This is a genomic window from Comamonas odontotermitis (genome assembly GCF_020080045.1).
In the GTDB taxonomy this organism is placed as follows: domain Bacteria; phylum Pseudomonadota; class Gammaproteobacteria; order Burkholderiales; family Burkholderiaceae_C; genus Comamonas; species Comamonas odontotermitis.
The window spans coordinates 2063928-2078225 of sequence record NZ_CP083451.1 but is presented as its reverse complement, the minus strand read 5'-3'; the positions used below and the strand labels follow the sequence as shown (position 1 = coordinate 2078225).

Annotated in this window: 12 protein-coding genes; 3 read left to right on the top strand and 9 right to left on the bottom strand. The window is 63.9% G+C overall.

What is annotated here, in order from left to right; translation table 11 throughout:
* Positions 1–66: 66 nt before the first annotated feature.
* Positions 67–2298: an ATP-dependent DNA helicase gene (locus tag LAD35_RS09690; protein ID WP_224152464.1), complete on the bottom strand. Its 2232-nt coding sequence runs from the start codon at positions 2296–2298 to the stop codon at positions 67–69.
* A gap of 171 nt (positions 2299–2469) precedes the next feature.
* Between LAD35_RS09690 and LAD35_RS09685 the strand changes: the two genes are divergently transcribed.
* Entirely contained in the window at positions 2470–3321 is an 852-nt protein-coding gene (locus LAD35_RS09685) for a PP2C family protein-serine/threonine phosphatase (RefSeq protein ID WP_224152463.1), read from the top strand.
* Positions 3322–3446: 125 nt separating this feature from the next.
* Here the strand turns inward: LAD35_RS09685 and LAD35_RS09680 are convergent, their stop codons facing one another.
* From LAD35_RS09680 to LAD35_RS09650, 7 genes are all read right to left on the bottom strand, one after another.
* Positions 3447–4244: a MetQ/NlpA family ABC transporter substrate-binding protein gene (locus tag LAD35_RS09680; RefSeq protein WP_224152462.1), complete on the bottom strand. Its 798-nt coding sequence runs from the start codon at positions 4242–4244 to the stop codon at positions 3447–3449.
* A gap of 181 nt (positions 4245–4425) precedes the next feature.
* A complete protein-coding gene (locus LAD35_RS09675; protein ID WP_224152461.1) occupies positions 4426–5538 on the bottom strand; it encodes a DUF6817 domain-containing protein in 1113 nt (370 codons plus the stop codon).
* 239 nt (positions 5539–5777) lie between these two features.
* Positions 5778–6443: a methionine ABC transporter permease gene (locus LAD35_RS09670; RefSeq protein ID WP_224152460.1), complete on the bottom strand. Its 666-nt coding sequence runs from the start codon at positions 6441–6443 to the stop codon at positions 5778–5780.
* A gap of 21 nt (positions 6444–6464) precedes the next feature.
* On the bottom strand, positions 6465–7517 hold the full coding sequence (locus tag LAD35_RS09665; protein ID WP_224152459.1) for a methionine ABC transporter ATP-binding protein: 1053 nt from the start codon (positions 7515–7517) through the stop codon (positions 6465–6467).
* A gap of 117 nt (positions 7518–7634) precedes the next feature.
* Positions 7635–8402: a hypothetical protein gene (locus LAD35_RS09660; protein ID WP_224152458.1), complete on the bottom strand. Its 768-nt coding sequence runs from the start codon at positions 8400–8402 to the stop codon at positions 7635–7637.
* Positions 8403–8409: 7 nt separating this feature from the next.
* Positions 8410–8862: a DNA polymerase III subunit chi gene (locus LAD35_RS09655; protein ID WP_224152457.1), complete on the bottom strand. Its 453-nt coding sequence runs from the start codon at positions 8860–8862 to the stop codon at positions 8410–8412.
* Positions 8863–8879: 17 nt separating this feature from the next.
* Positions 8880–10448, bottom strand: a complete 1569-nt coding sequence (locus LAD35_RS09650) for a leucyl aminopeptidase (protein ID WP_224152456.1) — start codon at positions 10446–10448, stop codon at positions 8880–8882.
* A gap of 23 nt (positions 10449–10471) precedes the next feature.
* On the opposite strand from LAD35_RS09650, the gene lptF reads away from it, so the two are divergent.
* Together lptF and lptG are read left to right on the top strand one after the other, a co-directional pair.
* Complete coding sequence (gene lptF / locus LAD35_RS09645; RefSeq protein ID WP_224152455.1) at positions 10472–11572, top strand: LPS export ABC transporter permease LptF; 1101 nt, start codon at positions 10472–10474, stop codon at positions 11570–11572.
* Complete coding sequence (gene lptG, locus LAD35_RS09640) at positions 11569–12663, top strand: LPS export ABC transporter permease LptG (protein ID WP_224152454.1); 1095 nt, start codon at positions 11569–11571, stop codon at positions 12661–12663. The genes lptF and lptG overlap by 4 nt, the downstream gene beginning before the upstream one ends.
* On the opposite strand, the gene LAD35_RS09635 is transcribed toward lptG, so the two are convergent.
* Positions 12638–14260 (bottom strand): phosphoethanolamine transferase, encoded by a 1623-nt coding sequence (locus LAD35_RS09635; RefSeq protein WP_224152453.1) that lies wholly within the window; start codon positions 14258–14260, stop codon positions 12638–12640. The two genes, lptG and LAD35_RS09635, sit on opposite strands and share 26 nt — an antisense overlap.
* Between the last annotated feature and the right edge of the window lie 38 nt (positions 14261–14298).

Sequence of the window (14298 nt, the reverse complement as noted above, 5' to 3'; positions counted from 1 at the left end):
GGATGAACGCCCCGAACTCCTGAATCAATAGCATAAAGCGCTCACCAGTTGGGCGCTTTATGCATTTCACGATGAAGAAATGGTGGCTTGCGACGCATCCGTGCTTTCGACGCGGATTTCGCGGATGGAGGCCAGGTACCGCGCCACCTCTTCTTGCGGCAACTGCGGCATGGGCGGCAGCGCAGCCAGCAGGCTGGCGCCATAGCTGCGGGTGCAAAGGCGCGCATCGGCAATCACGACGAGGCCTCGGTCGCTGAACGAGCGCAGCAGGCGGCCCACGCCCTGGCGCAGCTGCATGGCAGTCTGCGGCAGGGTGTAGCCCAGAAAGCCGTCCTCCCCCAGGTCTTGCAAGGCGGCTGCCCGTGCGGCATGCAATGCATCGTGGCGGGGCGGAAACGGCAGCTTGTCGATCACCAGCAACTGCAGCGCCTCGCCCGGAAGATCGACTCCCTCCCACAGCGCCATGGTGCCCACCAGCACCTGGCCACGCCGCCCCTGCCCTGTTGCGCCACGCATGCCGGCCAGCAGATGGCGCTTGGGCGCCTCCCCCTGCATCTGCACATCGATAGGCGTGCCGCCCAACTCATGGCGAAGTGCCGCAGCCAATGCCCACATGGCCTGCGTGGACGTGCACAGCACCATGCAGCGGCCACCCAGCTGCTCGACCGGGGCCTTCAGCCACGCGGCCAGCGCCTGCGCACGCTCGGTTGCCGGCGCATCCGCAGGCGGCAGGCTCTGGGGAATGACCAGGGCCGCCTGCGCCGCCCAGTCCAGCGCATGCGCCAGGCGCAGGCAATGCACCTGCGACGGCACCTGTGGCGACAGTTGCGGTGGTAATTGCGCCTGCGTTTGTGATTCGGACAAGGCCGCAACCCCATCCAACAGAGGCGCGCGATCTGCCGCAAGCCCTTGCAGACCCATGGCACTGGTGAACCACTGCAATGCATCGTCCTGCCCCAGCGTGGCAGAGGTAAACAGCCAACGCTGCGGCACCGCAGCCTGAGATGGGGTGGTCACGCCCGTCATTGGCGCTGCCAGCCAGGTGGCGCCCAGTACATCAGGCTGCAAAGCCGCCAGCGCCTGCCAGAGCCACGGCGGGGATTCCCGAAAACCCTGCCGCAGGGCGCGTGCCTGCGCAGCTGGTGCAGCACGGGGTACGCTTTGCTGCGGCGGCAGGCTTGGGCCATCCCACCAGCGTACCAGGCCCGCAGCGGGCGGCCTGCCCCACTGTCGCAGGGTGGCAAGCAGGCTGTGGCCCTGCTCCACCAGGCGCTGCAGACTGGCCGCACCGCCTGCCACACCTTGCAGTGCCGCTATCATTTCCGATAACCGGTTATGCAGACGCACCAAGGCCTCGGTGCTCTCGCCCGCCGCAGCCTCTGCGCGGCCCGCTTCACTGCCAGGGCCGCCGCTATTGGCATTGCTGACAGCCAGCCAGTGGACCAGCGCCTGGCTGCAGGACGCCAGCAGCGCATCCCAAGGGGCAAAGCCGCGCGCGTGCATGCGCGTCTGCCGCGCCGCGGACTGCAAAAAATCCTGCACATCGCCCGCATTGAGGCCCTTGGCCAGCACTTTGAGGCCGATGGCAGGCAACTGGTGCGCCTCGTCCATCACCACGGTCTCGGCCAGCGGCACAAAACCGTGGGCCGCGCCCAGCATCTGCCGGTGGCGCAGTTCGCTGAAATACAGGTGGTGGTTGATCACCAGCACGTCGGCCTGGGCGGCCTGGGCCCGGGCGCGGTTGGAAAAGCAGGCGGCAAAATGCGTGCAGCGCTGGCCCAGGCATTCGCTGTGGCTGGCGGTGATCTGCGGCAGCAATGCAGGCAGCTCGCGCAGATCGTCCAACTCGGCCAGATCGCCGCTGCGCGTGCCCTGTGCCCAGCGCGCCACCTGCTGCAGCGCCTGCAGCTGATCGGCGGGACGGTGGGTCTGCAGCGATTGCGCCAGGCCATGCAGGCAGACGTAGTTCTCGCGCCCCTTGAGCACCGCCACGCGCCTGCGCATCTGCAGATGGCCCAGCAGTGCAGGAAGATCGCGGTCCACCAGCTGATCCTGCAAGGCGCGTGTGGCCGTGCTCACCACAAAGCGCCCCCCTTGGGCCAGCGCCGCCATGAGGTAGGCGTAGGTCTTACCCGTTCCCGTGGGGGCCTCTATCGCAATGGATTCCCCAGCGTTCCAGGCGGCCAGAATGGCATCCACCATGCGCTGCTGCTGCGCACGCAACTGCAGGGGCGCAGGCTCGGCAGCCTGGCCGGGTGTCAGCATAGGCGGTGGCGATGGGGCTGGTGGCAAAGACATGGGCAGGCAAGTCTAGCCGGTGCCAGTGGCTGAAAAATGCTGATAAAGGGCAAATGATGGCGCGCAAACATCAGTTGGGCGGCCGCAACCCGCGTAATCACGTGCTGGGGCGCGGCCTGCAGGGCAATCTGCTCTATGATGCAGACAACTCCATCAAAGCCCCCGCCTCGCATGAGCACCAGTTTCCGTTTGTCCGCATCCACCGGTCTGCACAAGGGCGACCGCCCCTACCAGCAGGACCAGGTGGTGGTGCTGGCCCACCCCCGTGTCAAGGGCTGTGTGCTGGCCGTGGTGGCCGACGGCATGGGCGGGCGCAGTGGCGGGCGCGCCGCTGCCGATCAGGTCATGATGACGGCCAAGCAGGTGTTCGAGCGTTTCTCCCCCGAGGCCGACAGCCCCGAATCCATGCTGGGCAGCATCGTGCGCGAAGCCCATCTGTTGATTCGCCTGGTTGCCATTGCCGCCGAGCAGGAGCCGCACAGCACCATTGCGGCCTTTGTCATCATGCCCAATGGCTCGTGCGTGTGGGCACATGCGGGCGATTCACGCATCTACCACTTCCGCAGTGGCCAGCTGCTGTACCAGACGAGCGACCATTCCTACGTGCAGACCCTGGTGGACCAGGGCGAGTTGACGCTGGAAGAAGCGCGCTTCCACCCGCAGTCCAACATTCTGCTCAACTGCCTGGGCACGGCGGAGGATCCGCCGCTGATCCACCACCGCATTCCGGTGCTCAAGCACGGCGATGTGCTGATGGCCTGCAGCGACGGTATCTGGCACTACTTTGCACCCGAGGAACTCTCGTCCATCACGCGGCTTTTGTCGCCGCGCGAAGCCAGCCAGTTCCTGATCGAGCGCGCGCAGATGCGCGCCACGGGCACGGGTGACAATATGTCGCTGGCCATCGTCAAGATCGAGTCCATCCCCTCAGACAAGCCAGACAAGTCTGCCAAGCCCCGTTCCAGCAGCAAGGCAGGGAAGACTGCAGATCAGGCGGCACCGGGCTCTCCCATCATTTCCTGAGCCGTTTCGCCATCCCAGTGGGGCAACCGAAACCGGCCAGGCGTTGACTGGCGTCCATACTCCCGCCCATGAAAAAGCCTCGCATTGCGAGGCTTTTCTGCAGGGGAAACGGATACCGGGTGTGGTCAGAAACCGGCCATCACCGAGCCCTTGAACTGCACATCCAGGAACTTGCGGATTTCTTCGCTGTGGTAGGCCTTGACCAGCTTGGTCACCCAGGGCTGGCTCTTGTCGGCCTCACGTACCACCAGGATATTCACGTACGGGTTCTTGGCGCTTTCCAGCACGATGGAATCGGTCTTGGGGTTGAGGCCCGCCGAAATGGCAAAGTTAGTGTTGACGGCCGCAGCGTCCAGATCATCCAGCGAGCGTGGCAGCTGGGCTGCATCCAGCTCAATGAACTTCAGCTTCTTGGGGTTGGCCACCACATCCAGCGGCGTCGCCTTCAGGCCTGCATTGTCCTTGAGCTTGATCAAGCCATTAGCCTGCAGCAGCAGCAGCACGCGGCCACCATTGGTCGGGTCGTTCGGAATGCCGAAGCGCGCGCCTTCCTTCAACTCGTCGATCTTCTTGATCTTCTTGGAGTAGATGCCGATCGGGAAATTCACCGTATCGGCGGCCACGGCAAACTTGTAGCCACGGTCCTTGATCTGCGCGTCCAGGTAAGGCTTGTGCTGGTAGCTGTTGGCATCGAGTTCGCCCGATTGCAGCGCGGCGTTGGGCTGCACATAGTCGCTGAACTCGATGATCTTGATCTTGAGACCGTCCTTCTCGGCGATCTTCTTGACCTGCTCCATGATCTGGGCGTGCGGGCCGGCAGTCACGCCGATCTTGATTTCCTTGTCCTGCGCGACAGCGGCGCCAGAAACACCAACGGCCAGCGCCAAAGCCAGAACCGATTGCAGCAATGTACGTTTTTGCACGAGCGATACCTTTCAAATTCGATACCGAACTGTAAGCCCGTTTTTGCACCGCAGCAAAGATTGTTTGTATATTTGCTTACAACCGTGTTGCTGAAATGAATGCTATCAAATTTGATGCATTGGCGCTCATCAATCCTGCGCTGGTAGCGGTTTTCGCCCTGTTTCAGCCATCGCTGCCGCCCTATTCGGGCTTCAGGGCCACGTTGTTGAGCTTGTCCAGCCTCTCGGGCCAGTTGCCGTTTTGCGCATGCTGCTGCAGGATGCGCGTCCACGCCACCCAGGCATCCCATTGCACGCGCTTGTCCCAGGCATTGCCCCATTCGCTGAAGGCTTGCAGCGCGCTGTCTGCTGCTGCCTGAGCGTCTGCATTGCGCCCGGCGCTCAGGTACAGCTGGGCCAGCACCATTTGCGGCTCGCCCACCCAGGGGTTGAGCTGCACGGCCTGCTCCAGCACACCGGTTGCCACATCCAGATCCGTGAGCGGTTGGTCCTGCTGGATGACCGACCAGTACAGCGATGCAGCGGCCGCATCGGCCGCCGGCGCCAGGCCCTGCGTGCAGCGGGCGAACACCGGCGGCACGGGCAGCAGGCCCTTGAGGCCGGGGTGCTGCAGCGCCAGACCCAGGCTGGCAATCTGCGACAGCATGCGGCCGCTGGGGCGCATCGGGCCGGGCCAGAGCGACGCCATCCAGTGCGCCTTCTGGCTGCGCTGCGGCACGTTCGGGAAGCTGGAGAAAATGTCGTCCTGCCAGCTGAACCACTGCTCCATGGTATCGGCCATGCTGACGATGATGAAGGCCGCCACCGTATAGGGCTCGACGCGGCGCGGTGCACCCTTGTGGTCCAGCACCACGGCGCCATCGGCCTCGATCTGGCCGGCCAGCACCTTCTGTACGAACTGCGCACGCGAGAGCGTGCAGAACTCGAACACCAACTGCTCGGCCTTCTCTCCCACCACGGCGGCGAGCTTGCTGCGTTCACTGTTGGCATCGAACTTGACGAGGTCGACGAAGGCATTGCCGTACACGCTGTGCAGCAGGCCCAGGAGCTTGACGTCTTCGGCCTGCTGCCACAGCTGCAGCGTGCGGGTGACGCCCAGCAGGTGGTGGCGGAACGTGCCCGCCTTGTGCCAATCCAACCCCACATCGCGGGCCAGCACCACCGGCAATGCGGCGGCAAGGCGGGGCTCCTGTTCAATCCAGCTGTCGTCGAGCAGCGGCTTGGCGCGCTGCCATTGATCCGCGTCAAGGCGCTGCAGCGGCAAGCCATGGGCGGGTGGCAAAGGGGCGTTCATGCGAGTCTCCTGGTTTTTTTGGTGGTTGCAGGCATTGTAGGCAGCGGTGCTGTGAAGTTGGCCTCTTGCGCGACATGGAGAACGTGCGCATCCGGCCAAACTATAAAAACCATAGCTACTTGCGCTTACCAGCATTGGATTGTGGATTTTCTGATTGCAATACCAAAGCAAAAAGCCCATGAAGGCGATGCTTCATGGGCTTTGGCGTCTTGCGGCGCGAGGAGACTTTGAATAGGTTCTTACTTGTGGCTCAGGCGCCGAACGGCCCAGTCACCCAGGCTTTGCACCAGCTGCACAAAGATGATCAGGATCACGACCACCGCCAGCATGATGTCTGGCAGAAAGCGCTGGTAGCCGTAGCGGATGCCCAGGTCGCCCAGGCCCCCGCCGCCAATGGCGCCTGCCATGGCCGAATAGCCGGTCAGCGAGACGAAGCTGATGGTCAGGCCCGCGACGATGCCGGGCAGCGCCTCGGGCAGCAGCACCTTCCAGACGATCTGCCACGAGGTGGCACCCATGGCCTGCGCCGCCTCGATGAGGCCGTTGTCCACTTCGCGCAGCGAGGTCTCCACCAGGCGGGCGATGAAGGGCGCGGCGGCCAGCGTCAGCGGCACAATGGCAGCTGCCGTGCCGATGGACGAGCCGGTGATCAGCCGCGTGAACGGGATGATCGCCACCAGCAGGATGATGAAGGGCGTGGAGCGCACGGCGTTCACGATCCAGCCGACGATCTTGTTGGCAGCTCCGTTTTCGAGGATGCCGCCCTGGTCGGTGAGGCGCAGGAACACGCCCAGCGGAATGCCGATCAGGGCCCCGGCGACGCCGGAGATGCCCACCATGATGATGGTTTCCCACAGCGAGGTGGCAAACAGCTCCAGCATCATTTCCGAAAAATTCTCAAACATGGTCTACCTCTTGGGGGGTGATCAGGCGGCGCGGGCCGCAGTATCCACTTCCTGCACCTGCACACCGGAGGCGCGCAGCGCAGCAATTGCCGCATCCAGCTGCTGCAGCGGGCCGCTGGCATACACGGCCAGAAAGCCGAAGGTCTGGTCCTGGATCTCGTCGACCTGGCCGTTGAGGATGCTGACATCCAGGCCAAAGTCACGGATCAGGCGCGAGAGGATGGGCTGGTAGGCCTGGTTGCCCGCATAGGACAGGCGCAGCAGCTTGCCGTGGCCAGCCGTCAGCGCATCGTTGAGCGTGCGCACGCGCTCGATCACGCTGACTGGCAGGTCCTGCGGCACGATTTCGTCGATCAGGCTCTTGGTGATGGGTTGCTGCGGGCGGGTGAAGACATCGATCACCGAGCCCTCTTCCACCACCTTCCCGGCTTCCATCACCGCCACACGGTCGGCAATCTGCTTGACCACCTGCATCTGGTGCGTAATCAGCACCACCGTGAGGCCCATATCTTTGTTGATCTGCTTGAGCAGGGCCAGCACCGAGCGGGTGGTTTCCGGATCGAGCGCCGAGGTGGCCTCATCGCTCAGCAGCACCTTGGGCTCGCTCGCAAGCGCCCGGGCAATGCCCACGCGCTGCTTCTGGCCGCCCGACAGTTGGGCTGGATAGCGGTCGCTGAAGGCCGACAGGCCCACCAGATCAAGCAGCGGGTCCACCCGCTTTTTGATGGCTGCCTTGTCCACACCGGCCAGCTCCAGCGGCAGCGCTGCGTTGTCGAACACCGTGCGGGACGAGAGCAGATTGAAGTGCTGGAACACCATGCCGATCTCGCGCCGCGCCTGGCGCAACTCGCCGTCGTTCATGGCCGTCAGCTCATGGCCGTTGACGAACACCTGGCCCGAGGTGGGCCGGTTGAGCAGGTTGATGTTGCGCACGAGCGAGCTTTTGCCCGCGCCGCTGCGCCCGATGATGCCAAACACCTCGCCGGCGGCAATGCGCAGGTCAACGCCACGCAGCGCCTGCACCGGGCCATTCTTGCCCGGGTACGTTTGGGTGATACCCCGAAGTTCAATCATTGGAATAAAGAAAGCGCCCTTGTTCGCAGGGCGCTTCGAGAAGCGTGAATAGATGTACTGTACGCGATGCGACAGCTGTTACCAACGAATGAAATTTTAGTTCGTTACAACCGTTGGTTATTTCGGAAGGTCTTTTGGCGCGCCCATGGCCTGGCGCACGGCGTCTGCCACCGCCTCGCGGATGGTGGTGTCGATTTCGAGTTGCAGCGATGATTGCAGCAAGGCCGTCTGCTGGTTCACCACCTTGAGCACGGCCGCCGTGAGCCGGTCATCGAGCGTATCCTGCACGCGGCGCAGCACGCGACGGGTGATGGCGTCCTCCAGCTCCTGTGCCGTTTGCGCGGCACTGGCTACGAGGCTGGCGGTGGCCGCTTCCATGGCGGCATTGCCTGTAGGGCTGCCGGTGGCGCCTTCCACATGGGTGGCAGCCTCCGGAGCAGCACCTTCGCCCAAAGCGCCTGCGGCGGCACCTGCAATGGCGTCGGCGCCCGCCTCAGGGTGCCGACCATCGGGCCCAGTCCCTTGGACAAACCCCTGTACAGGCTCGGCGTTTGGCGCAACTGCGCCATCGGCCTGCGCCGTATCGACTACGAATCTGTCGGGATCTGCGTCATCGGCAGCGGTATCTGCAGCATCTACCGGCTGCGCCCAGCCACTGTGCGTGGGCAGGCTGGCGATGTCGATGTCGCTCAGGGGCGGGGTTTCAGCGTCTAACGCATCCACCTCCCGGCGCCTGCGCAGCACTGCGGCAGAAGATGCTTCATTTTTTGAAGCATCCTGCGCTTCTTCAGCGGGCACGGACGCCGAAAAATCCTCCGAAGCGGCTTCCTGCGCAGCCACTTCGGTCAGCGTGGGCACGAATTTGGGCGGGGTGCGTGGCTCCATGGGGTGCTCAGTCATCGGTCTTCATCACCAGATCGCGCCGCTCAATGGCATAGCCCTGGGCGGTGTAGTCACGCCAGCGCTGGCGAGCCAGCTGCCGGTCGTTGTCATCATCGGCGCTCACCACCTCGATCACGCGCTCGAACTGCGCAAAATCGTCTGGCATGCGATCGGACAGGTTCAGCAGCACGCGCTTGTGCGGCAGGCCAGCATCCACCTGGCTGGCCAGCACCGTCGGCGAGCGCTGCAGCACAGCGGCTGCCGCATCAGCCCGGCAATGGGCCAGAAACTGGGGCTCGCCGCCAAACGACCACAGCGCCAGATCCAGTTCGGCCACCACATCGGGCGCGGCCAGCACCACCAGCGGCATGTCCATGCGCTGGAGCTTGCGCACCAGCTTGCAGGCATAGGTCAGCTTGCTTGGTGCGTTGAAGTGAAAGGCGACGGCGGTCTTGTCTGCCATGGTGCGGGCCGATCCGGTCAGTTGCCTGCAGGGCGGTCGCTGCCGTCCTGGTTGACGGCGGCCTTGCCGGGCTTGTCGGCCTTCACCGCCTTGGCTTTGCCGGGCCGTGCGTCCTTGTCTGCCTTGCCAGGCTTGGAGGCATCTGCCTTCTGCGCCGACAGCAGGTACTGCAGCAGCAAGCCCACGGGACGGCCGGTCGCGCCCTTCTTGGCGCCGCTGCGCCAAGCGGTGCCTGCAATATCCAGATGCGCCCAGGCCATGTTGCCCACAAAGCGCTGCAGGAACTTGGCTGCCGTCACCGCACCGGCCGGGCGGCCGCCCACGTTGGCCACGTCGGCAAAATTGCTCTTGAGGCCATCGGCATACTCGTCATCGAGCGGCATACGCCAGCACCAGTCCTGCGCCTTGTCGCCAGCATTTTGCAGGGCCTGGGCCAGCGCGTCATTGTTGGAGAACAGGCCGCTGCGTTGCGCGCCCAGCGCGATCACGCAGGCACCAGTCAGGGTGGCAATGTCAACCACCGCCGCTGGATCGAAGCGCTCTGCGTAATGCAGCGCGTCGCACAGCACCAGACGCCCTTCGGCATCGGTGTTCAGAATCTCAATGGTCTGGCCGCTCATGCTGGTGACCACGTCGCCAGGCTTGACCGCGCCGCCATCGGGCATGTTTTCGCAGGCCGGAATCAAACCCACCACGTTGACGGCAGGCTTGAGCTCTGCCAGTGCACGGAAGGTACCCAGCACGCTGGCGGCGCCTCCCATGTCGTATTTCATCTCGTCCATGTCCGGCGCAGGCTTGAGCGAGATGCCGCCAGTGTCGAACGTGATGCCCTTGCCCACCAGCACCACGGGCTTGTCGCCTTTGTCGGCACCGCTGTAGTGCAGCTCGATGAAGCGCAGCGGCTCCTTGGAGCCCTGTGCCACCGCCATGAAGGCGCCCATGCCGAGCTTGGCCACGTCTTCGGGCTTGTGAATCTTGCACTTGATGCGCTTGTGCTCGCCCGCCAGGGTTTCAGCGGCATCGGCCAGCATTTTGGGCGTAGCGTAGTTGGCGGGGCGGTTGGCCCATTCGCGGGCAAAAGCCACGCCAGTGGCAGTAGCCTGAGCCACGCCAAAGGCAGCGCCGAGTTCTTGCGCGTTGGGGGCGCCGATGGTGACGCCCTGCAGGGCCACCGCCTTGGCCGAGGGCTTGGAGGTGCCGTACTGGTAGGCCAGCTCCGCCGCACACTGCACGGCAGCGTACAGGGCATCTTCTGCCAGCGGGCTGGCGCTGACGATCACGGCCTGCTTGGTGCCCTCGCGGGTGAAGCCGCCTGCCGCAGCGGCAAGCGCCTGGCGCACCGCCTTGGCCGAGCCGTCGCCCACGCCCAAAAGCAGCAAATGCCGAGCCTGGATGGCGGGCACCGCGTACATGGCCAGCGACTTGCCGGCTTTTGCCTCAAAATCACCATTTTTCTGCGCATGCGCAATCAGGGTGGACAATGCGTCACTGGCCTTGGGTGCGTTGTCGCCCACCAGTACGACCAGGAGATCGCCCGGCTGCAATGCGGCCGAGGCCAGATCCAGAGTCTTGAGTTCAAAGTTCATAATCGGTGCTTTCCTTGCCGCCAATGTTATTCGATTCTTCGATCCGTAAAGAGCTATCCCGCAGCTTTGGTGCCACCTTGGTGGTGCTGGTCACCGTCGTGATGACCATGATGCTTATCAAGGTGCTGGGCCAGGCCTCGCGCGGCAGCGTCAATCCATCCGATGTGATGCTGGTCATGGGTTATACCGTGCTCGGCCAATTGCCCACGATTTTGAGCCTTTGCCTGTTCATCGCCGTGGTGGCCACCTTGTCGCGCATGTACCGCGACAGCGAGATGGCGGTGTGGTTCAGCAGCGGCCAGAGCCTGATGGCCTTTCTGCGCCCGCTGATGCGTTTTTCCTGGCCGGTGATGGTGGTGATCGCGGTGCTGGCGCTGGTGGTGTGGCCCTGGGCCAATCAGCAGATCGTGCAACTGCGTGCACAGTATGAACAGCGCGGCGATGTGGAGCGCATTGCGCCGGGCGAGTTCCAGGAGTCGTCCGACGGCACGCGGGTTTTCTTCATCGACCGTGAACGTGCATCGGACACGCAGGCCAGCAACGTCTTCATCGTCACCAACGAGGCCAAGAAGGACACCGTGACCAGCGCCAGAAGCGCCCACCTGGAGGTGCAGGACGATGCCCGCGTTGCGGTGCTGAACGACGGCCAGCGCGTTGAAAAGGACAAGAGCAAGCAGGGCCTGAAGGTGAGCGACTTCAAGGAGTACGGCACGCGCATCGGCAAGGCAGGTGCGGTCGACCTCAATGACTCCTACTCGGTCAAGAACATTCCTACGCAGAAGCTCGTCACCAGTGCAGAACCGCGGCAGCGCGGCGAGTTGGGCTGGCGCCTGGGCCTGGCCGTTGCGGCGCTCAACTTCGTGGTGCTGGGCCTGGGGCTTGCCAGCGTCAACCCCCGGGCGGGCCGCAGCAGCAGCCTGCTCTTCGCCCTCTTCGCCTTTGTCGTTTACTACAACTTGATGACCTTCTCCCAGAGCTGGGTGTCGTCGGGCAAGGTGCCCCTGTGGGCATCGTTCACCCTGGTGCATGGCGCCACTGCGGTGCTTGCCTGGGTGCTGCTCTATTTCCGCAGCCACCAGCGCTCGCCGTTGCAATGGCTGCGCAGCAAGGGAGCCCGCGCATGAAAACCTTCCGCAAGATGATCTACCGCGACATTGCCTCGACCGTAGGCTTTGTCACCCTGGCGTTTCTGGCGCTGTTCTTCTTTTTCGACATGGTCGACGAGTTCCGCTGGGTCGGAACCGGCACCTACCAGCTCAAGCACGCCGTGCTGAGCGTGGCGCTGAACATTCCCACCCATGTCTATGAGCTGCTGCCGATCACGGTGCTGATCGGCACCATTTTCGTGATGGCGCGCATGGCGCAGACCTCCGAATTCACCATTCTGCGCACCAGCGGCCTGAGCCCCTGGCAGGCACTGGGCAGCCTCATGACCATCGGCATCGCCTTCGTGGTGCTGACCTTTGCCATTGGCGACTATGTGGCGCCCGCTGGCGAGCAGGCCAGCCAGTTGCTGCGTGCGCAGCGCTTTGGACAGCTGAGCACCGGCCAGACGGGCGCCTGGCTGCGCGAAAAGCGCGACGACGGCATGGCCGCCATCAATGTGCGTTCCATCAGCCCCGAAGGCGAGCTGCAGCAGGTGCGCATCTTCAACTTTGACGGCCAGGGCCGCATCCAGAAGCAGCTCACCGCTGGCGGCGGCAGCTTTGGCGATGGCAGTTGGAAGCTGCGCCAGGTGCAGGAGCAGCACTATTTCCTGGGCGATGGCAACAAGGCGCGTGTCGAAGTGAAGAACCTGCCGGATGTGGACTGGCCCACGACGGTGACCCGCAGCATGGTGGCCGCTGCCGTGCTCAAGCCCGACCAGATGAGCACCTATGACCTGTTTCGCTATGTGAATCACCTGGAGGCCAACGGCCAGAGCGCGCAGCGCTACGAGATTGAGCTGTGGCGCAAGGTGTTCTACCCCATCAGCTGCCTGGTGATGGTGGTGCTCGCCCTGCCCTTTGCCTACCTGCACTTCCGCTCGGGCGGCATCACCGGCTACGTGTTTGGCGGGGTGATGGCCGGTATCAGCTTCTTCCTCTTGAACAATGTGTTCGGCTTTGCCGGTAACCTGCAGAACTGGCCGCCGATGCTGACAGCGGCGGCCCCGGGCATCATCTATTCGCTGCTGTCGCTGGGCGCCTTCACCTGGCTGGTGCTGCGGCGCTGACGGCGCTGCCTTTTCCGTCTGCCCGCGCCGGCGCGAACACCGGCGCATCCGGCAGTTCGCTCCAGGGCACCATGCGCTGCCAGTTGTAGACCTGGATGGGCGCGCTGCTGGTGGGCGCGGCCAGGTTCTTGCCTGGCTGCACCATGGGGCTCTTCACGCCCAGCCAGTTGGCGTACAGGTGGAAGAAGTCATAGCCGCTGATCGGCGTGGTGTTGCGCATGGGCTCCTTGCGGCCGGTGTCGATATGCAGCAGCGCGGTATCGTAGGCCTCCTGGATATTGGGCTCCACGTAGATGTTCTTGTTGGGCATGTGCAGCTGCTCCTTCCAGCGCTCCCAGTCGCTTGCGGGCTCGACGCGCAGTGAATGGTCGGAAACAAACAGAATTTCGTGCTGGTCGGGCCGCCAGGTCTGCAGCAGCTCGTCGAGCTTCTGCAGAAAAAGATCGAGCTTGCGCAGGCTGGTCAGGTAGCAGTCGATGTGGTGACCCTGCCCGCTTTGAAAGGCGATGGGCATGTCGGTGACGCGCTCGCAGGCGTCGGGGTGCGAGCCCATCATGTGCAGCACGATCACGGCATCCGGTGCAATGGTGCCCGGCGTCTCCAGCTGGCTGCGCAGCACGTTGAGCATGGCGAAATCATCGCGGTACGGCGCAACGGCGGGCGGCTGGTCGAGAAAGCGGTAGGAGTCGGCCTGCCGGGCGATCCAGGCAATCTTGGTATCGTGCTTTCCCACGCTGCCCTGGTTGGATATCCAGTGCGCGGTATAGCCTGCGGCATGGGCCAGGGCCATCACGTTGCGGTCGGGGTCAAAGCTGCCGTCAGCCATGGTCGAATACGACAGGGTGCGCACCAGGCTCGTGACCGTATTGGGCGCAGGTGCGTGGTACTGCGCATAGGCGGCGACCTGCGGCGATGCATCGAGAAACGGCGTGGTCTTCCAGGGGCTGCCCATGACGGACATGTAGCGCCGATTCACGCTCTCGCCGATCACCAGCACCTTCAGGTTGCGGTTGCGCTCGACGCGCTCGATCTGCCAATCCACCGCACCGGGCTTGGCCTCCAGCACGGCGTGCTCGGAGCGGTATTTGACGACCGACTTGATGGCCTGAACGGCAAACAGCCCGAAAACATTCAGGATGGCCAGCACCACCCAGAGCACGACCGAGAAACGCCGGGGCGCCTGCGTGCGCTGCCTGCCGTAGAAAATGGCCAGCGCTGCTGCCACCAGGCCCAGGGCGATATCGGTGACATCGAGGTTGAGCAGAAATTCCCAGCTCTCCTGCACGTCCGTCTCCAGGGCCGAGGCCGCAAGCACGGTCGTCGGATAGCCATAGCCACGGCCAATGCCCAGCATCACATACAGGGAAAACAGCAGGCTGATACCGCACGCCCACTTCGTGGCCCAACCCCTGCGGGCGCTGTACAGGTAGAAGCCGCAGGTCAACGCCGCCAGCAGCAGGCGGCGCATGGCGCTCTCAGCGTCATTGACGTGCAGGTACCCCAGGCCATACAGCATGATGCCCGTCAGCAGCAAGGCGCTTACCCAGACCCGAAGACGCTGGCCGGTCGATTTTCCTGTTATTGGTTCTTGTGACATCCATACCTGCACGATGCGGCAGCCTGTTGTTGTTTTTA